Raw genomic sequence first — 21,140 nt, forward strand, 5'->3', positions numbered from 1 at the left:
TTTTATAACTCAATAACTCAACAACTCAACAACTCAACAACTCAACATGTCAGTGAGTTTTATACATTCTATAGCTTCTTTAACATCATGAACTCTCAAAATACTAGCGCCTTTTTGCAAAGCAACTGTGTTAAGAACTGTAGTGCCATTGAGAGCTTCTTCTGCAGAAAAATGTAGTGTTTTATAAATCATAGATTTCCGAGAGATACCAGCTAAAACAGGTAAATCGGTTATTTTTAAAAGCTCCAGTTTATTGAGCAATTCATAATTTTGTTCCAAAGTTTTTGCAAACCCAAAACCTGGATCAATCACCAAATCAACGATTCCTAGCGCTCTTGCTTTTTTGATACGTTCAGAAAAATAAAAGAGAATATCCTTTACCAAGTTATCATAATGGGTTTGCTGTTGCATGGTTTTTGGAGTTCCTCTCATGTGCATCATGATGTAAGGTACATTAAGCTTTGCAACGGTTTCAAGCATGTTTTTATCTAAATGTCCTGCTGAAATATCATTGATTAGGCTCGCTCCAGCGTTGATACATTGTTTGGCAACATGGCTTCTAAAAGTATCTACAGATACTATAATATCAGGAAAATTTTTGACAATCAGTTCTACGACAGGTAGAATACGTTGTAACTCTTCGATCTCACTAACATCATCTGCATTAGGCTTAGAACTATATGCACCAACATCAATAAATGTAGCACCTTCTTCAAGCATTTGATCTACCTGACGCATAACCGAAGACGTGTTTCTAAAGCGTCCACCATCGTAAAAAGAATCTGGTGTGACGTTCAAAATACCCATAACTTTTGGCTGGCTTAAGTCTATTAATTGTCCTTTGCAATTGATGGTTTTACTCAAAACTATATAGTATGGTTAAAGTTTTTAAATCTGATTAATTTATGCGAAATTTACGGAAAATTAAATGTTTTAAATGCAAGATACTTCAAAACAATATGATGACGTCATCGATCAATGCAGAAGTCTTTTTATCAACAAAATGAAAGATTACGGAAGTGCATGGCGTATTTTAAGGTTGCCATCGTTAACAGATCAGATTTTTATAAAAGCACAGCGCATTAGAGGGTTACAGCAAAATAATGTTCGTAAAGTTGATGAAGGAGAAGTTAGTGAGTTTATTGGAATTATCAATTATTGCACGATGGCTTTAATTCAGTTAGAGAAAGGTGTGGTGGAACAACCTGATTTATCTGTAGATGAGGCAATAGCACTTTATGATGACAAAATAGCGATAACCAAACAATTAATGATGGATAAGAACCATGATTATGGAGAGGCCTGGAGAGATATGCGAGTGAGTAGTTTAACCGATTTAATTTTACAAAAGTTGTTACGTGTTAAACAAATTGAAGATAATGCCGGAAAAACCATTGTGAGTGAAGGTATTGATGCCAATTATCAGGATATGATAAATTACTCAGTATTTGCAATGATTCATTTAAGTGAAACTAATTAACAGAATGTCACCTTTAGCATTACTGAAATGAAAATATATTTTTATTGAAAGTACATAACGAAGTTAGCGAAAGGTCTTAATAAAAAAACATGAAAACACTAGTTAACATTAGCCGAATCCTAGTTGGAGCCCTTTTTATTTTTTCAGGATTTATCAAACTCAATGATCCCTTAGGATTTTCATATAAACTGGAAGAATATTTTAGTTACGATGTACTTGATATTCCTTCTTTAATTCCTTATGCTCTTGGAATTTCAATATTTGTAGTCGTTTTTGAAGTGATTTTAGGTATGTTTTTATTAATTGGCTACAAGCCTAAATTTACCGTTTGGAGCTTATTAGGAATGATTGTATTCTTCACGTTTTTAACATTTTATGCTGCTTATTTTGATAAAGTGAAAGATTGTGGTTGTTTTGGTGATTTTCTGAAATTGACTCCATGGGAATCGTTTAGCAAAGATGTAATCTTATTGATTTTAATTTTGATACTATTTGTGGGTCAAAAACATATCCAACCTATCCTGAGTAAATTCGCATTGACTGTTAGTGCTTTATTGAGTTTTATCATTTGCTTATGGTTTGGATATCATGTGTTAATGCATTTGCCTGTATTCGATTTTAGGGCTTATAAAATTGGTGATAATCTTCAGGAAAACATGAAATTACCAGCAGATGCCAAGGATGCTATTATTGATTACCACTGGACTTACACCATAGATGGTGAAGAAAAAGTGTTTACAGATCGTGGTCGTGGACCAAAAACTTACGATAAGATTATTGGTGTTGAAACAGAAACGGTTCAAGAAGGTGATGTTCCTAAAATTCAGGATTTTTCTATAGAATCTGAAGACGAAAATTTAACACAGCAGTTTTTAGAAACTGAAAAGCTAGTCATGATTGTATCTTATAATCTCGATAAAGCTGAAGCAGATGGCATGGCTAAACTAAAAGTGATGACAGGTGAAGCTAAGGCCAAAGGATATACAGTAATTGGTTTGACAGCATCAGGAGAAGACAAGAAAAAAGAAATTCAAAATGCCTATAATTTAGATGTTGAATTCTACCTCTGTGATGAAAAAGTTTTAAAAACCATTGTTCGCGCAAATCCAGGAGTCGTAGTTCTTGAAAAAGGAACTGTGACACAAAAAGTACACTGGAACGATATGGATGAATTAGAATTTTAGTACCATGTGATGTCGTAAAGTCGTGGAGTCGTTAAGTTGTGGATACGTAATTTAGCATTTGATTCAGAATTTATCCTTATTTGATTGTTTTTTTAATTTTCACCTAAACACCTAAACACCTAAACACCTAAACACCTAAACACCTAAACACCTAAACACCTAAACACCTAAACACCTGATAAAATACATATTAAATAAAACGGTTTACGCTTTACTCACATTATTTGGAGTAGTCACGGTTATTTTCTTTTTATTCAATGTATTGCCTGGAGATCCTGCTCAAATGATGCTAGGGCAAAATGAAGACAGCGAACAAATTGCCGCTGTAAAAGCGAAATATGGTTTTGATAAGTCCATTTCAACACAATACCTGTATTACCTTAATGATGTGTCACCATTGTCATTTCATTCTACAAATGTTCAAGATTACACCTATTTAAAAGACGGGAAATATACAGCCACTTCATTGTTTACTATTGGAGCAACAACGACAGTTTTAAAATTTCCATATTTACGAGAATCCTTCACCAAGCAAGGTAAAAAGGTGTCTCAAGTTATTGGAGAAACCTTGCCTAATACAGCGGTTCTAGCTGTTTCAGCAATCTTTATTGCTATTGTATTAGGTGTTTTTCTTGGTATTATTTCAGCGTTATTCAAAGATAAATGGCTGGATAAAACCATTCAAATTTTTAGTACGCTTGGTATGAGTGTGCCATCTTTTTTTAGTGCGATTTTATTTGCCTGGTTTTTTGGATACATTTTACATAAATACACCAATCTTGAAATGACAGGTAGTTTGTATGAACTTGATGATTTCGGTGAGCGTATGAATATTAAATGGAAGAATTTAATCTTGCCAGCAATCGTTTTAGGAATTCGCCCGTTGGCTGTAGTCATTCAATTAATGCGTAATTCACTACTCGAAGTGTTTAATCAAGATTACATTAGAACAGCCAGAGCTAAAGGATTAAGCGAGTTTCAGATTATTACACGTCATGCTGTTAAAAATGCTTTAAATCCTGTGGTTACAGCCATTTCAGGTTGGTTTGCCTCTATGCTGGCAGGAGCCGTTTTTGTGGAATATATTTTTGGATGGAATGGCTTAGGAAAAGAAATTGTTAATGCATTAAACACTTTAGATTTGCCTGTAATTATGGGTTCTGTGCTTGTAATTGCACTTTTGTTTATCATTATCAATATCTTTGTCGATGTCATCTACGGATGGCTGGATCCTAAAGTGAAATTGGACTAATTAATTTTTATAAAAACAGGGATCTTATTGGTAATTGCTGTAAACTTTGATAGCGCAATAAAGAAATATAGTGTATTGAAAAGAATTATTTACATAACGTGTATATGTCTGTGCTTCATCAGTTGCTCAAAGGACATAAAAACTCAGCTTTCAGAAGAGGTCTTGAATGAAGCGTATATTAGTTTAAAAGGTAATTCTGTACCATTTAAAGATATCTTATCAGAGCATAAGGGAAAGCAAATTGTTATTGATGTTTGGGCAAGTTGGTGTAGAGATTGTATTGTTGGTTTACCAGAATTAAAAACATTACAGTCCGACAAGCCTGATGCTGTATATTTGTTTTTGTCTGCAGACAGAGATACAGATGCCTGGAAACGTGCCATCAAAAAACATGAGATCCAAGGAACACATTATTTTATGCCCAAAGGAACAAAAGGACATTTGGGTAAACTTATAGATATTGATTGGATACCAAGATATATGATAGTCGATTCTGATGGCCGAATAGAATTATTTGAAGCTATTGAAGCCGACGATCCTATAATCAAAAAAACATTGAACTAAGTATAACTTTAAACCGACCTGCTTCAGCAGGAAAAGACATGAGAAAACATATCGTAGCTGGAAACTGGAAAATGAATAATGGATTAATTCAAACCGAAACCCTAATTTCAGAATTAAAACAGCAAACCAAAACTTCAAATGCTGAGGTTATGATTGCACCTACATTTACAAATTTATGGCATGCTTTTGAAGCGACTAGACAAGATGATATTGAAGTCATTGCGCAAAATATGCATTATGCCGAAAATGGAGCATATACAGGAGAAATAAGTGCCGGAATGCTAAAGAGTATTGGTATAAAAACTGTGATTCTTGGACATAGTGAGCGTCGTGCCTATTTTAATGAAACGAATGCATCTTTGGCAAAAAAAGTCAACACAGCTTTAGCACATGACATGCGTATCATCTTTTGTTTTGGTGAAGAACTTTCAGATCGTAAAGCTGGTAATGAAGAAGCCGTTGTAGAAAACCAGATAAAGAGTGTATTGTTTCATTTAGAAGCCTCTGCGTTTAAACATATTGTACTGGCATATGAGCCTGTTTGGGCCATTGGCACAGGAGAAACTGCGAGTCCTGAACAAGCGCAAAACATGCATGCTTTTATCAGAAAAACTTTAGAAAGTAAATATGGTAACAGCGTAGCTGATGATATGACCATTCTTTACGGAGGAAGTGTAAAGCCAAACAATGCCAAAGAGATTTTTTCAAAACCAGATGTTGATGGAGGGTTGATTGGTGGAGCTGCTTTGAAGGCAGAGGATTTTTATGCTATTGTAAATGCTTTTTAGATAGTTTAGGGCGTTACCAACCTAAGTCATTACACTTAGGTTGGTCGTGCTTTCACTACTCGCTTCCAAATGCCAAACATTTGGAGAGCTTAAACAAACCGTTCAATCACTAACGCAAAACTTCAATTCAAATCATGTCAAACACTATATATTTAGGTTATTACTTTAAAGTTAAGCCATTACAACCAGCCGTAGAAATTCTTATTGCAGAGTTAGGATATGCTGGTTTTGAGAGTTTTGTTGAAACCGAAGAAGGTGTCACTGCTTACATTCAGAAAGATGACTGGTATGAAGTGATTTTAAATGATATTCAGATTTTAAACTCAGATGAATTTGACATATCGTACGCTTTTGAAGAGATCGAACAAACCAACTGGAATGAAGAATGGGAAAAGAATTTTAATCCAATTACAGTAGATGATGTTTGTACTGTTCGCGCACCATTTCACGAAAAACCGAATACAGAATACGATATCATCATTGAGCCCAAAATGAGTTTTGGTACAGGTCATCATGAAACGACACATATGATGATTCAACACATTTTAAAAAATGAGTTTACTGGCAAATCGGTCTTAGATATGGGTTGCGGAACAGGTGTTTTGGCAATTCTTGCTGAAATGAAAGGTGCTAAACCTATTGATGCTATCGATTATGACAATTGGTGTTACCTGAATAGTCTGGAAAATGTTGAACGAAATAACACCAAGCATATTACCGTTCTAGAAGGTGATGCGAGTTTGTTAGCTGGTAAATCTTATGATATTGTGATTGCGAATATTAATAGAAACATTTTGCTAAATGATATGAAAACCTATACAGATACATTAAATGCAAATGGAATTCTGTTTTTAAGTGGTTTTTACAATGATGATATTCCAATTATTGAAGCGGAGTGTAATAAATTCGGTCTAAAACACGTTGAAACCCTAGAAAGAAATAATTGGGTCGCTTTAAAATTTAAAAAATAATCTTTAAATTTATATAATAGTTTAGTTTTTAATCAACCTCATTTAAGTTAAATGTTATGCATCAAATAATGAGTTCTAAAGAAAAAACAAAAGAAGCTCTCCAAGTTGATACACTTGAGCAGCCTCTTAATGAGATATTATTGTACAATGACGATGTCAATACTTTTGATCATGTTATAGATACACTCATCTATGCTTGTGATCACACACCAGAACAAGCTGAACAATGTTCGATTATTGTTCATTATAAAGGTCAATGTACAGTAAAAACAGGTGAATACAAAGAGTTAGAGCCTCGTTGTTCTATGTTGTTAGAAGCAGGATTGAGCGCCGAAATAATTTAACTGTTCAAACGTCCAATAGCACAGCTTACAAAAGATTTTGCTTTTTTTGTTACTGGATTCGATTCGCCTTCTACTGGGTATCCCAGTGTTGATAAGACTGTTTTTACCGATTCTAATTCTTCAGCTTCAGTGTAGTTAAAGCCTACCGAATGTGCTTCGTTATCTACGACTACGTTAGTAACCCCTTCTAATTCTTCTAAACGTGTTATGATGGTATGTGCACAACCACCACATTTTAAATTTTGTATGTGTAATAAGCTTTCCATATTAAAGTGTTGTCGGACAAACAAAATCCGTAGTTGGTAAATCTGTGTTTTTGATTGCTCCAAAGCCACCAGCAACATCAACTAAATTGTGAAATCCTCTGGCTTTTAAAATAGAAGCAGCAATAACGCTTCTGTAACCACCAGCACAATGTATGTGGTAAGTTTTATCTTTAGAAACTTCATTCATTTTTGTATTGATATAATCCAAAGCAAAATGTTGGGCATTTTCCAGATGCATGCTTTTATATTCACCATCTTTTCTAACGTCTAAAATGTTGACATCACCATTTTTTACACGCTCAGCAAAAGTTTCAGCAGAAATAGACTCTAAGTTATCTGTATCTTTTCCAGAAGAAATCCAGGCATCTAAACCACCATCTAAGTAGCCAAGGGTGTTGTCGTAACCAACACGAGATAGTCTTGTAACGGCTTCCTTACTTTTTCCTTCAGGAACAACCAGCAAAATAGGTTGCTTTAAATCGGTTATTAATGCACCAACCCAAGGCGCAAATTGTCCGTTTAGCCCAATAAAAATAGAGTTCGGAATATGCGCTTTAATATATTCGCTTTCTGGTCTGACGTCAAGAACTAAAGCTTCTTCATGGTTAGCCATAGCTTCAAAATCATCTGGACTTAAAGGAGCATTTCCAGACTTTAAAACGGTTTCAAAACTGTCATAACCTGTTTTATTCATTAAAGCATTTTTAGCAAAATACTGTGGAGGAGGAGCAATACCATCTAATACTTCTTCGATAAATTCAGCTTTAGTCATGTCTGCTCTTAAGGCGTAATTTGTTTTCTTCTGATCACCAATAGTTCCAACCGTTTCTTTACTTAAGTTTTTTCCACAAGCAGAGCCTGCGCCATGAGCTGGATAGACAATAACATCATCAGCAAGAGGCATGATTTTCTCACGAAGAGAATCATAGAGCATTCCTGCTAAATCTTCTTTAGTTAAATCTGATTTTATAGCCAAATCAGGTCGGCCAACATCACCTAAAAACAAAGTGTCACCAGAGAAAATAGCGTGATCTTTTCCGTCTTTATCAATAAGTAAATATGTCGTAGATTCTAAAGTATGACCAGGAGTGTGTAAAGCTTTTATAGTGATATTTCCTAGTTTAAACTCTTCATTATCTTTGGCAGAATGGATTTCATAAGTAGTTTCAGCTCCAGGACCATAAATAATAGTAGCTCCAGTTTTTTTGGCTAAGTCGACATGACCAGAAACAAAATCGGCATGAAAATGAGTTTCAAAAATATACTTTATAGTTGCATTATTAGCAATCGCTTTATCGACATATGCTTGAGTTTCTCTTAAAGGATCAATAATTGCAACTTCACCTTCAGATTCAATATAATAGGCACCTTGTGCTAAGCAGCCAGTGTAAATTTGTTCAATTTTCATAATAATTTCAATTTAGTTGTTGGCATTTATAACGGAAACGTCAAATTTTAAACATGATGCAAAGATAAGAAGTATTCCGCTTTTTTTTCTGATATATATCAGGTTTAACTAGTGAGGCAGCTTATCTTTTATAACACCATAAACGTAAGTACCCAATAGTGCAGCAGCTATAACGATGAGTATTGAAAATGCACCAGTACCTACTAAGATATACATTGGTCCTGGACAAGCTCCAGATAATGCCCAGCCTAATCCAAAAAGGATACCGCCAAAAATATAACGAGTAAGACCTTTGTCTTTTTTAGGAACATCCATTTGATATCCTTCAGTATTATTTAGGTTTAATTTTTTAGATATAAGAATTAAAAGAACTCCAGTTCCTACAGCAGTTCCAATAATACCATACATATGAAAAGATTCAAATTTGAACATTTCATAAATGCGATACCATGACACAGCTTCAGATTTAACTAATACAATTCCGAAAATAATACCGACGAATAAAAATTTTAAAAGCTTCATATTAATCAAATATTATAGGAAATAGTAAATGAATCATTATGAGTCCACCAATAAAAAAGCCAACGACAGCTATTAAAGAAGGACGTTGTAAGGTGCTTAGACCAGTAATGGCATGACCTGAAGTGCAACCTCCAGCATATCGTGTGCCAAAACCAACTAAAAATCCACCAACTAGTAAAATGGAAATGCCTTTAAGGCTTAAAACAGCATCCCAACTATAAAGTTCAGCAGGCAGTAAAGATTGGCCAGCATTTTCAAAACCTAACAAAGAAAGGTTTTCAATTGTTTGAGGATTTAAATCAATATTAGTAGGAACAGATAAAAAATGATGTGCAATAAAACCACCAATAACAGCACCAATGACCACAATGAGATTCCATCGTTCTGCTTTCCAGTCAAAATCAAAAAAGTTAACTTTTTTTCCTGCACCACCAATGGCACAAAGTGTTCTTAGGTTTGATGACATGCCAAATGTTTTTCCAAAGTAGATTAAAAAAAACATAATGAATGCTATAAGTGGACCTGAAACGTACCAAGGCCAAGGCTGTAATAGATACTCCATAAATGCTATAATTTTTGCAAATATATACAGAGCTTATGATATGTTTTGCATTTTTAGTGATAAATAGCTTACCAATGCTGATGTTTAGTAATAGTCGATGTGGCCTGTGGACATATGTGTTATAAAAAAAGCAAGCTAAATTCAGCTTGCTTTTTTTGTGACCATGGCAGGATTCAAACCTGCAACCTCTTGAGCCGTAATCAAGTGCGCTATTCAGTTGCGCCACATGGCCATTTTTGTGAGTGCAAATATATTTCTTTTTAAAAGAAACACAAAACAAAATTCTTCAAAATAAATGATTAGTATGAAATGTGATAATTACAAGGGACTCAATTTAAGGCAAAGCACGCATAGTCACATAAGCGCGCCATCCAATAATTGCAAATTGAATTTTACTGGCTTTGCTAAGGTCTAAGTTACGTTTTGTATAACTAGGTAAGATTGCTTTGTTGATTTTAGCTAGTATTTTAAATAGCTCTTTCTTCATTGAGAGTTGTATATAAATACTTAAAAATACAGCTTTTGTTAATGGTCACCAAATTGGTCTTTAAAGAAGAATGTAAAACCTATTCTAGACTAAGTTTTACATTTTGGTTGATTGTTGTTTGATTGGTTACAATTGACTTTCAATTCAGTTAAATAGAAAAGATTATATCGATTATAAGTTTTGCAAGTGTCATCATAATTTCTTGGTTTTAAAGGTTAATTATTTGGTTGTTTTTTCGATTGAGTTTTCAATATATAACCTTGAAAATCCTTTTACCAAACGTTTTTATTAAAATTTATAAAATTGAATATGATATTATAACTAAAAAGACGAAATGCATTTTAAAATTTATGTGAAACTCTTTATTGAAATTACAAATTATAACTTATAAATTAAAAATTGTTTTAAAATGTAATAATTCAAGGGTGCTTTTGATGCTTTTTTTAAAAGACAAGGCAAGTTTTGTCTTCAAAACGGTATTTTTTAATGTTTTCATCTTTTTAAAAACTAAAAGAATTTGATCATAATCGATTTTAGAAACAAACAATTTTGAATCGTAATGTTAAAATTTATCATTTAATAAACCGATACCTCGATTATACTTAAATTGATGATTACATTTGCGTAAAACACATCATAAATGAAATCTTTATACCTTTTTATATTTTTAACTTTAGTGATAAACCCATTGTTTTCTCAAGTTGTAATCAATGAGTTAGATTGTGATACACCTGGAATTGATGATATGGAATTTGTTGAACTCCTTTCTGAGACTCCAAATTTTACATTAGATGGTTATGTGCTGGTCTTTTTTAATGGCTCTGATTCGGGAATGAATTCTAGCTATTTCACAATAGATTTAGATGGGTATGTTACAGATGTTAACGGACTTCTGCTCATTGGTAGTAATTCGGTATCTCCAGTGCCTCAATTATTAATTTCTGAAAATGTCATTCAAAATGGAGCAGATGCAGTTGCTATTTACCAGGCTAATGATTTTGATTTTCCTGAGGGAACAGTTGCAACCATCGATAATTTGATTGATGTACTTATCTATGACACTTCAGATAGTGACGATTTAGATATGATTGATATTTTTAATGACGATCCAGATTTTGTTGATATCGAACAAATCAATGAAGGTTCAAGTAATAATTCAAATTCCATTCAGCGTTTTGAAGATATGGCTGGAAACGTAACTTATACGTCTACAACACCAACACCTAGACAACTCAATGATGGTAGCGGAATTATATTCAACGGAATTAGTATCAGTATCGATCAATCGCAATACAATGAAGATGAAAGTTTTGATATTACCTTTACTTCACAATCTAATGTGACAGAAACTTTGAATTTTAATATTCTTTTAAATAATCAAGGGTTTGACACATCTGATTTTACTGGAAACACATCTATAACGATTCCAGCAGGACAAAATACAGCTACTACAACGATTACTCTTATTGATGATTCAGAGGATGAAGGTGATGAGGTGACCAGAATTAGATTTGAAAGTTTACCAGTTCCTTATGTACAACTTAATGATAATATAGAAATTAGAATCGTTGATAACGATTTTACTACGGCACCTTTTGGTACGCCTTTAGCGCCAACTTATGGAATTGTAGCCAGTACACAGCCCAATGGTTATTATAATAGTTTAGATGGTTTGGCAGACATTGAATTACGTCAGGCTTTACAGGATATTATAGCTGAAGAAGGCGTAGTGAGAGCTCAAACTTATGCTGATATTGTTGATATATTAAAAGAAGCGGATCAAAATCCAGAAAACAGTAACGAAGTATGGTTAGTGTACACAGAACAAGGTCGACCAAAGCTAGACTTTCAAACAGGTTCTGTAAGTACGGGAAAATGGAATAGAGAACATACTTATCCTCGTTCTCGAGGTGGGTTTTTTGATATCGATGAAGATGATATTGCCGATGGAAAAGATATCTTTTGGAATACCACAGCAGATTCTTTACGTCATGGGAATTCTGATGCACATGCATTACGAGCTGTCGATGGTCCTGAAAATAGTACACGCAATAATAAACATTATGGAGATCCAAATTTAGGAGGTTACGACGGTTCAGATGCATCACCATCAGACCCATTAAGAATGGGAGAAAGTTTTCGTGGAGATGTGGCGAGAAGTGTTTTGTATATGGAAATTAGATTTAACGGTTTAGCAGTAGTAAATGGTTATCCAGAAAATGGATCAGGAGAATTGGGAGATTTAGCAACTTTATTAGATTGGCATAGAAATGACCCACCAGATGATTATGAGATGAATCGCAATAATGTAGTGTATACCTGGCAATTTAATAGAAATCCATTTATTGATCAACCTGATTTAGTCGAATATATCTGGGGAACAGAAATAGGAGAGGTTTGGGATCAGTCATTGAGTGTTTCTGAATTTGATACCACTCGAATTCAGGTATTTCCTAATCCGACTTCAAACCGTATTTTTATAAAAGGTTTACAAACGGCTACCAACGTCGAAGTATTATCTATGGAAGGTCGTAAGATAAAAAGCTTTTATCTGGAAAGCGATGCTTCAATAGATTTACGATTGTCAAGCGGAATTTATTTGCTGCACTTGAATTCAAATAATAAACGGATGGTTAAAAAAATTATCATTAACTAATAGAAAAGCCCAAATTTAGATTTGGGCTTTTTTATTAATTACCAATAGCTCTTATAAATAACTTGTCATCTTTAGATTTTCCCATAACAATATCTGGAATCGCTTGATCTTTTTCTTTCCAACTGGCACTTGATTCTCTTCCGTTATTATCATCTAAAGAAATTTTAATACTGGTGATTTCTCCTTTTTTATTTCGTTTTACTTTTGAAAACCTGGCATCAATGTCATAAGATTTAAAGTCGTTTTTTAGTTTCTCTAAAAATTGGTCTGATACATCTTTCGTGATTACAAATTCCATACCTAGTGTAGTGCCTTCGTCATCATAAAACTGAACTGAGGTTACTGAAGTGTCAATTTTCCAAGGACCATCGTTTTCAGTTTCAAAAAACATGACATTATGGTCGCCTATTACAGTTTTAGTTTCCTTTTCTGTATTTATAATAATAACGCCATTTTTTCCTTCATCTCCATATTTTTTCTGAGCTTCTTCACCTTTAAAAACAAAAACAGATTGAATCTTGTCAGAATTGATATTTTCAAAAAGTAATTTATCGACTTTATTTCCATTAATGATAAATAAAGGGGTTTCAGTGTCGTTGATGAATATGTTAGAGTCTTTGTCATCTGTTGAAAACGTGAATTTGTTTTGCTTTTGAATGAAAACAGAATTATTATGCTTCATGGTCTGAGTGTTGATATATAGGGTGTCTTTCACATTATTTTCATCAATAACGATTACTTTACTGGTTCCGTTTGCAGATTGTATTTTTGTAGGTCCATTTTTAATCCTGTATTCCAAAGTATTTTTATTTACTGTGCCAACGTTAAACGTACCATCACTGCTTTTAAAACGGAAAGGTTTGATACCATCATCACCTGAGATATTATAATTTGATGAATTTTCATCACTTTTAAATTCTGTATTTATACCTGTAATTTCACCATCTGAATTTCGTTTAACATTACTATACTTAAAAGAGATGCCTTCGTTTTTTAATTCTTTTTTGATGTTCTTTAAATCCTCATTAGTAGTGTTTTTGTTGATGTGGATTTCTATAGTTTCAGCCTCAGACCTTCTTTTTTTATCTTCATCATTAAAAAGTCCATTTTTAATCACAGCAGATTCAACTCTTTTCTGAAAGGCTTTTACTTGACTTTCGTTTTCTTTGGTTAAAATCTTTTTAAGATCACTGCCAAAATGTGTTGTCCCATTTCCTAAACGACCTACGTAGCCTCCTTTAAGTCCTGATAACTCTTTGTAAATTATAAACGCTTTGATAGCCTTACTTGAATTACTACTGCCATAACTGTGGTTATAGAGTTTTACAAAAATATGAGTGAGTTCGTTTGATTCATTTCTTTTAACATCACTAAATGTGAGATGGCCACCTTTTTGTTTGACAGCGTCTGACATAGATTTCAGTTCAGAGTCAGTTGTGTTTTTGGTGACAATAAACTCAAGTTTATGGTCTGTTTTTTCAGCATTACTATTTGATTCGACAAAAACTTCTTTTGTGTTCATGCTTAGTAATAAGAGCGCTAATAGCGGAAGTACAAGTAAGTACCTCCATTGTTTTCTCTTATTTGATCTTGATTTTTTTAACATAACGATTCGTTCTTTGATTAATGAATTATAAAAATTATTTGATAATGAAATATGATGATTTGCAACTGTGGTTTTTAATAATAAGTGTTGATATGTTCGGTCTTTATTTGACGTTTTTTGAGTAGTAAAGTCTGCGATGTATTCCAGGTTTTGTCTGACAGCTTTTCGATACAACCACATTAGCGGATTAAACCAAAATACAGCACAAGCTAATTGTGTGACAAGAATATCGATAGAGTGTAATTGACTGGCATGAACCTTCTCATGTGTTAGAATGAGTTCTAATTCATCATCTTGAAATGTATTTGGATTGTAAACAATCCATTTAAAAAAAGAAAAAGGTGAAATATTGTAATTAACTGTGACGTAAGTATAAATGCCATCTTTGTTTTTAGGGTTTCTTAAAACCAGCAACAGTAATGACCCAAACTGAAATAAGAATTGAATTAAAAAAATCGCAAGTCCAATCCCATACACAACAGGTATAACGTCAGTCCATTGCATCTGTTGTGCAGAAGTATGCATTGCGAATTGAGTTGTGTTTTCAGTGAAATATTCAGTTTCAGGTAAAGCTATTGAAGTGGTTTCTACAGGTATATAAACTGGAATAACGATTAAAGGGAAGAGCAGTGCCATTATAATTCCTATTAACAAGAAACCTCTATTGTGCTGGAAAAATGTTTCTTTTTTTAGAAATAATTGGAAACATAAATAAAATAGAATAATGACCATTGAAGATTTTAATAGATACTCCATAATTATTTCTTTTTTTCGATTAAATCAATTATTTCTTTTAATTCATCGACGCTAATTTTTTCCTCTTTGGCAAAAAAAGAAACGACATTTTTGTACGAATTGTTAAAGTAGTTTTCAATCGCAGTATTCATAAAACGCTCTTTATATGCTTCTTTGCTAACCACAGGGAAATATTGGTGTGTTTTTCCGTAGGCATTATAACTTACATATCCTTTTTCTTCTAAATTTCTAATAATGGTAGATAGTGTATTGTAATGTGGTTTATTGTTGTTAATCTCAGCGAGTACATCTTTTACAAAAGCTTTTTCAAGCTTCCATAAAATATGCATGATTTCTTCTTCTTTGTTTGTTAATTTTTGCACGATAACATAATTTAATTTTTAACTGAAGTAAATTTATAACTATTTTTATAGTTATGCAACTATTAATTTAGTTATTTAACTAAAATTTAAGTTATCAAAACTAATTTTATAATTAATCAGATGAAGTAGTATCTTCGCAAAAAAAATGATGACATGAGTGTGTTTTGGATCATCTTAGGTTTGATACTTTTAGTAATAGGAGGAGAGTTTTTGGTGCGTTCTTCGGTTGCTTTGTCTTTTAAGTTGAACATTTCTAAAATGGTTATTGGGATGACCGTTGTTAGTTTTGCTACATCTGCTCCAGAACTTTTGGTAAGTTTAAATGCTGCATTAACTGGTTCTCCTGCAATCGCTTTAAATAATGTTATAGGTTCTAATATTGCTAACATAGGACTGGTTTTAGGAATTACCGCCTTGGTAAGTTCGATAGCTGTAGATAAGAGTTTTTACAAACTCAATTGGCCAGCAATGATGTTGTTCTCAATATTGCTTTATTACTTTTTAAACAACGATAATCAACTCACATCAATTGAAGGTGGTATTTTATTTGGAGCGTTAATTCTGTTTTTAGTCATATTATTAAAAGCTGCTAAAAAAGAAAAAGTGCTTGAAGAGGTGGATGATAGTTTGGCTGTAGTTTCAAATTTTAAAATCCTTATCTGGTTGCTTATTGGTGCAGTTGCGTTATATTTTGGTTCGGTTTGGTTAGTTGATGGAGCTAAAGAATTAGCAATGGCTTTAGGAGTGAGTGATGCGGTAATTGCAGCAACAGTCATTGCTATAGGTACAAGTGTACCTGAGTTGGCTGCTTCAATTATTGCGGCTGTAAAAAAAGAGAAAGCATTATCGCTTGGTAATTTAATTGGTTCAAATATATTTAATATTGGTTCTGTATTGGGTCTTACATCAATTATAAAAGCAATTGAAGTTACTGATGCGTCAATCTTATCTCGTGATATTTATTGGATGTTAGCTTTTGCTGCCATATTGATTCCTCTAATTATTATTCCGAAGCGATTAAATATTTCAAGATACAAAGGATTACTATTGGTTGTTGGTTATGGAATGTTCATCTTCTTCGCGTTTAAATCTTAAACAAAAACGCCTTCTTAAAATTATAAGAAGACGTTTCTGAACAAAATACTTTTATCTGGTCTAGCTGATATTAGCCGATTTTACAGTTTTGATGATTCGACCTGCAATTTTGTAAGGGTCACCATTTGATGCTGGGCGACGATCTTCAAGCCATCCTTTCCATCCTTTTTCAACAGTAATAATAGGTATTCTGATTGATGCGCCTCTGTCAGATATGCCATATGAGAAATCTGATACATGTGCAGTTTCGTGTAATCCAGTTAAACGCTCATCATTAAACTCTCCGTAAACAGCCATATGCTCGTCTACGACTGGTCTGAAGGCTTCACAAATCTTTTCATATGTTTTTTGAGAGCCACAAGTTCTTAGTGTTGTATTTGAAAAATTTGCATGCATGCCTGACCCATTCCAGTCTCCTTTTACGGGTTTTGGGTGGTATTCAATATAGTAGCCATATTGTTCTGTAAGACGGTCTAATAAGTAACGTGAAATCCAGATTTCATCACCTGCTTTTTTAGCACCTTTTGCAAATAATTGATATTCCCATTGTCCAGAAGCAACCTCTTGGTTGATGCCTTCAAAATTCAATCCAGCAGCAATGCATAAATCGGCATGTTCTTCTACAAAATTTCTTCCATGTGTATGTCTTCCACCCACAGAACAGTAGTACATTCCTTGTGGTCCAGGATAGCCTCCTATAGGAAATCCTAAAGGCAATTGTGTGTGTGTATCCATAATAAAGTACTCTTGCTCAAATCCAAACCAAAAATCATTATCGTCATCATCAATAGTGGCTCTTCCGTTGGATTTATGAGGTGTGCCATCAGCATTCAAAACTTCAGTCATCACTAAATATCCATTTTCTCTCGCAGGATCTGGATAAATTGCGACAGGTTTTAGTAAACAGTCAGAGGAGCCTCCTTCGGCTTGTCGTGTTGAACTGCCATCGAAAGACCAAATAGGACAGTCTTCTAGTTTACCGCTAAAATTATCTTCAATTTTAGTTTTACTTCTCATGTTTTGTGTTGGTCTGTAACCATCTAACCAAATGTACTCTAACTTAGATTTGCTCATGCTCATTTATTTTAAATAATTAAAAGTAAATTTAATATTTTTAAACAAACATCCTTTAAAACAGGGTTGTTTTAGATAAAATGTTATTAATAAACGTTTAAACCCTATTTTTTTTGGGGTAGAATATAATATTAAATGAATTTTTAGTTAAATTTGCCTCATTAACTTTAAAACATCATTATATGTCCACTCTAAGATTTCATGCTTTAAAAGAAGTGTTTAACCATAAGCCTGTTGTTATTGAAGAAAATGTTAGACGTTCAGAAATTTTTGGATCTAATGTTTTTAGCGAATCGATAATGCGTCAATACTTAACAAAAGAAGCATTCGAAGGCGTTATGAATGCTGTAGATAAAGGTTCTAAAATTGATAGAACTGTTGCTGACCATATTTCTACTGGTATGAAAGAATGGGCTATATCTAAAGGCGTTACACATTATACGCACTGGTTTCAGCCTTTAACAGGAGCAACTGCAGAAAAGCATGATGCTTTTTTTGAAACCATCGGAAATGGTTTAGCTATTGAAAAATTTGGAGGAGGACAATTAGTTCAACAAGAACCTGACGCATCAAGTTTTCCAAATGGAGGGATAAGAAATACATTTGAAGCGAGAGGTTATACCGCTTGGGATCCTACATCACCAGCTTTTGTGTACGGAACAACTTTATGTATACCGACTGTATTTGTATCCTATACAGGTGAAGCTTTAGATTACAAAACACCATTGTTAAGAGCACTTCAGGCTGTAGATAATGCTGCAGTCGCTGTTTGTAAATATTTTGACAAGAATGTTAAAAAAGTAAATGCCTCTTTGGGATGGGAGCAAGAGTATTTTTTAATAGATAGCGGTTTGGCAATGTCAAGACCAGATATTACCTTAACAGGAAGAACACTTTTAGGGCATTCTCCAGCTAAAGGTCAGCAACTAGACGATCATTATTTTGGAACAATTCCTAACAGAGCTATGGCTTATATGCGTGATTTAGAAACCGAATGTATGTTGCTAGGGATTCCCGTAAAAACAAGGCATAATGAAGTTGCTCCAAATCAATTTGAATTAGCTCCTATTTACGAAGAAGCTAATTTAGCAGTAGACCATAATTCACTTCTAATGGATGTGATGGATAAAATAGCAGAACGTCATAAATTTAAAGTTTTATTTCACGAAAAACCATTTGCAGGCGTCAATGGTTCAGGCAAACATAATAACTGGAGTTTAAGTACAGATACAGGAGTAAACTTGTTGAGTCCAGGGAAAACACCAATGAGTAATCTTCAGTTTTTGACCTTTTTTATAAATACAATTAAAGCAGTTTATGATAATGAAGAATTGCTTAGAGCTGCTATTGCCTCAGCAAGTAACGATCATCGTTTAGGAGCAAATGAAGCGCCTCCAGCAATAATTTCAGTATTTATTGGAGAACAATTAACACAAACGTTAAATGAGTTAGAAAATGTGACCAATGGTAAATTGTCTCCTCAAGAAAAAACAGATTTAAAATTAAATGTCGTTGGTAAAATACCTGACGTATTATTAGATAATACCGATAGAAACCGAACGTCTCCTTTTGCTTTTACTGGAAATAAATTTGAGTTCAGAGCTGTAGGTTCAACTGCAAATTGTGCTAATCCAATGACCGTTTTAAACACAATTGTTGCCAAACAATTAGTGAACTTTAGAGAGGAAGTAGAAGCTTTGATTTCTAAAAAGGAAATGAAGAAAGACGATGCTATATTTAATGTGTTAAGAGAATATATTAAAACGTCTAAAAATATTCTTTTTGAAGGGAATGGATATTCTGAAGCTTGGGAAAAAGAAGCTAAAAAGCGAGGTCTAAGTAATAATAAAACGACGCCTGAAGCATTAAAAGCTAAAGTATCGAAGAAAGCTATTCAACTTTTTGAAGAGATGAATGTCATGAATAAAATCGAATCTGAAGCACGTTATGAAATTGAAGTTGAAGAATATGTATTAAGGATTCAAATTGAAGGACGTGTATTGGGAGACATTGCAAGAAACCATGTGGTGCCAACAGCAGTACGATACCAGAATATTTTAATTGATAACGTAAAAGGGCTTAAAGAGATTTACGGAACATCGTTTAAAAAACTAGCTAAAGAGCAACTCAATCTTATTGAGCAAATTTCTAATCATATAGAAAGCATCAATTCTAATGTTACAAAAATGATTGAAGAACGTAAAAAAGCAAATGCTATTGATAATTTAGAAAAGAAAGCAAATGCATATTGTAAAACAGTAAAGCCATTGTTTGAAGATATTAGATATCATTGTGACAAATTAGAACTTTTAGTTGATGACGAATTGTGGCCACTCACAAAGTATAGAGAGCTTCTTTTTACAAAATAATCTACATTTTTGACAGAAAAATCTCATTTTATCTACTTTACTTAACTAGTAATCGAATTTTTGATGATTGCTAGTTAAGTATTGCAGTTATTTGACATGCAATTGTATTGCGAAGCTTATCCCTACAGTTGAAATGTAAAATAGTTTTCAATTAGAGCGTTGCAATTTAGAACTACACAATTGTTTTAATTAATCCATTTTAAAAGTAAGTCCTAATACTTTGTATGCTATTGTGTACAAGCTAAAAATGTGATTATGATTAAACCTACGATAGTGAAACATGTGTTATTGAATGTAATGTTGTTATTTTCAATACAAAGTTTTACACAAGAATTAACTGATATTGGTGATAATCCTGTTTCAGATTCTGTTTCAAATTCCAGCATAAGAACCAAAAATATAATAATGGTTGGTGTAGGAAGTACTCTTTTAAATGGGAAATTAAGTTCTCCAGACTACGAGAATTTCATTCAGCTTCAATTAAAACGATTTATCAGTCCTAATTTTAATGTCAACGGAAACCTTAAGAAATTTGATATTAAAAATTATGATTTTCATACCAATGGTTTTCTTTCTGGAGATTTAAATATAGAATGGTATGTCTGTCCCAATAATAAATTAACACCTTACACGTATTTAGGTGTTGGGCTTTTAACATCCAATAATTTTGAAGATCAAAACTATAAGGTTCAAGGCGGATTAGGTCTGGATTATTTGATAACTGATAATATAGCAGTTACAGGATCCATTGAGGCCAACTACATTTATGATGAACAAAAGGGATCGCAACTTATGCAGGAAGCAGATCATTTGTATTTTAATGCGCTCATAGGATTGCATTTTTATGTTGGTAATATTAACAAGCAGCCTAAACGAAAAATAAAGAAAAACGAAACTAGTGTTATTAATTCAAATCTTATAGGAGTAAATTAATGCAATAAAAAAGGTCTGTTAATCTCACCTGTCAAACTATAATGAGGTATAGTTTCGCAGGTTTTTTTGTGCTTAAATGTGTGATTTTTGTACGTATTTCTACCCACTTTGTAAGAAAAAAGCTGTATTTCAACGCCTTATTTTTACAAGTAGTCGAAAAAGAGGTGAACTCCCCGTATCTAGTGAGATATTTGATTAAGTTTGTAATGCTATTAATCAAATTTTTGTAAAAATGAAGAAGTTACTACTAAGTGTGGCTGCTTTAATGTTTGCTACACTGCTATTCTCTCAAGATGACTCTACGGATGTCAAAGAGAGTTTAACACAAGATGATGTCGCAAGGACTGAATTGAGTATTCAAGCAGAATCGTAAACACTTTATCAGTTACAAAAGAGACAGTCTGATAGGTTAATATCTATCGGCTAGAAAGACAAGCGGATTATAATTATTCGTTTGTCTT

At 33.2% G+C, this 21,140-nt stretch carries 21 protein-coding genes and 1 tRNA gene; 12 read left to right on the forward strand and 10 right to left on the reverse strand.

The features are described 5' to 3' along the window. Positions 1-33: 33 nt before the first annotated feature. A complete protein-coding gene (folP, locus tag ACRHNM_RS08715; protein ID WP_431136212.1) occupies positions 34-807 on the reverse strand; it encodes a dihydropteroate synthase in 774 nt (257 codons plus the stop codon). A 130-nt stretch (positions 808-937) separates the two neighbouring features. Between folP and ACRHNM_RS08720 the strand changes: the two genes are divergently transcribed. The 7 genes from ACRHNM_RS08720 to ACRHNM_RS08750 all read left to right on the forward strand — a co-directional run bounded on the left by ACRHNM_RS08720 (position 938) and on the right by ACRHNM_RS08750 (position 6,583). Further along, entirely contained in the window at positions 938-1,480 is a 543-nt protein-coding gene (locus ACRHNM_RS08720) for a DUF1599 domain-containing protein (RefSeq protein WP_431135685.1), read from the forward strand. Positions 1,481-1,569: 89 nt separating this feature from the next. Then, complete coding sequence (locus tag ACRHNM_RS08725; RefSeq protein WP_431135687.1) at positions 1,570-2,664, forward strand: BT_3928 family protein; 1,095 nt, start codon at positions 1,570-1,572, stop codon at positions 2,662-2,664. Positions 2,665-2,839: 175 nt separating this feature from the next. Beyond that, positions 2,840-3,916 (forward strand): ABC transporter permease, encoded by a 1,077-nt coding sequence (locus ACRHNM_RS08730; protein ID WP_431136214.1) that lies wholly within the window; start codon positions 2,840-2,842, stop codon positions 3,914-3,916. Positions 3,917-3,991: 75 nt separating this feature from the next. Beyond that, positions 3,992-4,480 carry a TlpA family protein disulfide reductase gene (locus tag ACRHNM_RS08735; protein WP_431135688.1) on the forward strand — a complete coding sequence of 163 codons (489 nt, stop codon included), beginning with the start codon at positions 3,992-3,994 and terminating at the stop codon, positions 4,478-4,480. Positions 4,481-4,518: 38 nt separating this feature from the next. Continuing rightward, positions 4,519-5,268, forward strand: a complete 750-nt coding sequence (tpiA, locus tag ACRHNM_RS08740; RefSeq protein ID WP_431135690.1) for a triose-phosphate isomerase — start codon at positions 4,519-4,521, stop codon at positions 5,266-5,268. 134 nt (positions 5,269-5,402) lie between these two features. Continuing rightward, positions 5,403-6,239 carry a 50S ribosomal protein L11 methyltransferase gene (prmA, locus tag ACRHNM_RS08745; protein WP_431135692.1) on the forward strand — a complete coding sequence of 279 codons (837 nt, stop codon included), beginning with the start codon at positions 5,403-5,405 and terminating at the stop codon, positions 6,237-6,239. Between the two features lie 68 nt (positions 6,240-6,307). Further along, on the forward strand, positions 6,308-6,583 hold the full coding sequence (locus ACRHNM_RS08750) for an ATP-dependent Clp protease adaptor ClpS (RefSeq protein ID WP_431136216.1): 276 nt from the start codon (positions 6,308-6,310) through the stop codon (positions 6,581-6,583). Here the strand turns inward: ACRHNM_RS08750 and ACRHNM_RS08755 are convergent. The 6 genes from ACRHNM_RS08755 to ACRHNM_RS08780 all read right to left on the reverse strand — a co-directional run bounded on the left by ACRHNM_RS08755 (position 6,580) and on the right by ACRHNM_RS08780 (position 9,828). Continuing rightward, complete coding sequence (locus ACRHNM_RS08755; protein ID WP_431135694.1) at positions 6,580-6,849, reverse strand: heavy-metal-associated domain-containing protein; 270 nt, start codon at positions 6,847-6,849, stop codon at positions 6,580-6,582. The genes ACRHNM_RS08750 and ACRHNM_RS08755 overlap by 4 nt on opposite strands. Position 6,850: 1 nt before the next feature. Beyond that, positions 6,851-8,257: an MBL fold metallo-hydrolase gene (locus tag ACRHNM_RS08760; RefSeq protein WP_431135696.1), complete on the reverse strand. Its 1,407-nt coding sequence runs from the start codon at positions 8,255-8,257 to the stop codon at positions 6,851-6,853. 108 nt (positions 8,258-8,365) lie between these two features. Continuing rightward, on the reverse strand, positions 8,366-8,779 hold the full coding sequence (locus ACRHNM_RS08765) for a DUF6691 family protein (RefSeq protein ID WP_431135698.1): 414 nt from the start codon (positions 8,777-8,779) through the stop codon (positions 8,366-8,368). A gap of 1 nt (position 8,780) precedes the next feature. Next, positions 8,781-9,341, reverse strand: coding sequence for a YeeE/YedE family protein (locus tag ACRHNM_RS08770; RefSeq protein WP_431135700.1), 561 nt, complete (start codon positions 9,339-9,341; stop codon positions 8,781-8,783). A gap of 158 nt (positions 9,342-9,499) precedes the next feature. After that, positions 9,500-9,573, reverse strand: a tRNA-Arg gene (locus tag ACRHNM_RS08775). A 102-nt stretch (positions 9,574-9,675) separates the two neighbouring features. After that, entirely contained in the window at positions 9,676-9,828 is a 153-nt protein-coding gene (locus tag ACRHNM_RS08780) for an SsrA-binding protein (RefSeq protein WP_431135702.1), read from the reverse strand. A gap of 640 nt (positions 9,829-10,468) precedes the next feature. Here ACRHNM_RS08780 and ACRHNM_RS08785 point away from each other — a divergent pair. Continuing rightward, positions 10,469-12,484 carry an endonuclease gene (locus ACRHNM_RS08785; RefSeq protein WP_431135703.1) on the forward strand — a complete coding sequence of 672 codons (2,016 nt, stop codon included), beginning with the start codon at positions 10,469-10,471 and terminating at the stop codon, positions 12,482-12,484. 34 nt (positions 12,485-12,518) lie between these two features. Here ACRHNM_RS08785 and ACRHNM_RS08790 read toward each other — a convergent pair whose 3' ends face one another. After that, positions 12,519-14,726 (reverse strand): M56 family metallopeptidase, encoded by a 2,208-nt coding sequence (locus tag ACRHNM_RS08790; protein WP_431135705.1) that lies wholly within the window; start codon positions 14,724-14,726, stop codon positions 12,519-12,521. Between the two features lie 122 nt (positions 14,727-14,848). Continuing rightward, positions 14,849-15,208 (reverse strand): BlaI/MecI/CopY family transcriptional regulator, encoded by a 360-nt coding sequence (locus ACRHNM_RS08795; protein ID WP_431135707.1) that lies wholly within the window; start codon positions 15,206-15,208, stop codon positions 14,849-14,851. A 153-nt stretch (positions 15,209-15,361) separates the two neighbouring features. On the opposite strand from ACRHNM_RS08795, the gene ACRHNM_RS08800 reads away from it, so the two are divergent. Further along, entirely contained in the window at positions 15,362-16,303 is a 942-nt protein-coding gene (locus ACRHNM_RS08800; protein WP_431135709.1) for a calcium/sodium antiporter, read from the forward strand. 60 nt (positions 16,304-16,363) lie between these two features. Here the strand turns inward: ACRHNM_RS08800 and ACRHNM_RS08805 are convergent, their stop codons facing one another. Further along, complete coding sequence (locus ACRHNM_RS08805; RefSeq protein ID WP_431135711.1) at positions 16,364-17,377, reverse strand: glutamine synthetase beta-grasp domain-containing protein; 1,014 nt, start codon at positions 17,375-17,377, stop codon at positions 16,364-16,366. 182 nt (positions 17,378-17,559) lie between these two features. Between ACRHNM_RS08805 and ACRHNM_RS08810 the strand changes: the two genes are divergently transcribed. The 3 genes from ACRHNM_RS08810 to ACRHNM_RS08820 all read left to right on the forward strand — a co-directional run bounded on the left by ACRHNM_RS08810 (position 17,560) and on the right by ACRHNM_RS08820 (position 21,052). Beyond that, positions 17,560-19,746 (forward strand): glutamine synthetase III, encoded by a 2,187-nt coding sequence (locus ACRHNM_RS08810; RefSeq protein WP_431135713.1) that lies wholly within the window; start codon positions 17,560-17,562, stop codon positions 19,744-19,746. Positions 19,747-20,001: 255 nt separating this feature from the next. Next, positions 20,002-20,679: a hypothetical protein gene (locus ACRHNM_RS08815; protein ID WP_431135715.1), complete on the forward strand. Its 678-nt coding sequence runs from the start codon at positions 20,002-20,004 to the stop codon at positions 20,677-20,679. A 232-nt stretch (positions 20,680-20,911) separates the two neighbouring features. Then, a complete protein-coding gene (locus ACRHNM_RS08820) occupies positions 20,912-21,052 on the forward strand; it encodes a hypothetical protein (protein ID WP_431135716.1) in 141 nt (46 codons plus the stop codon). Positions 21,053-21,140: the final 88 nt, after the last annotated feature.

The sequence above is a fragment of the Psychroserpens mesophilus genome (assembly GCF_050617655.1).
Lineage (GTDB): Bacteria > Bacteroidota > Bacteroidia > Flavobacteriales > Flavobacteriaceae > Psychroserpens > Psychroserpens mesophilus_A.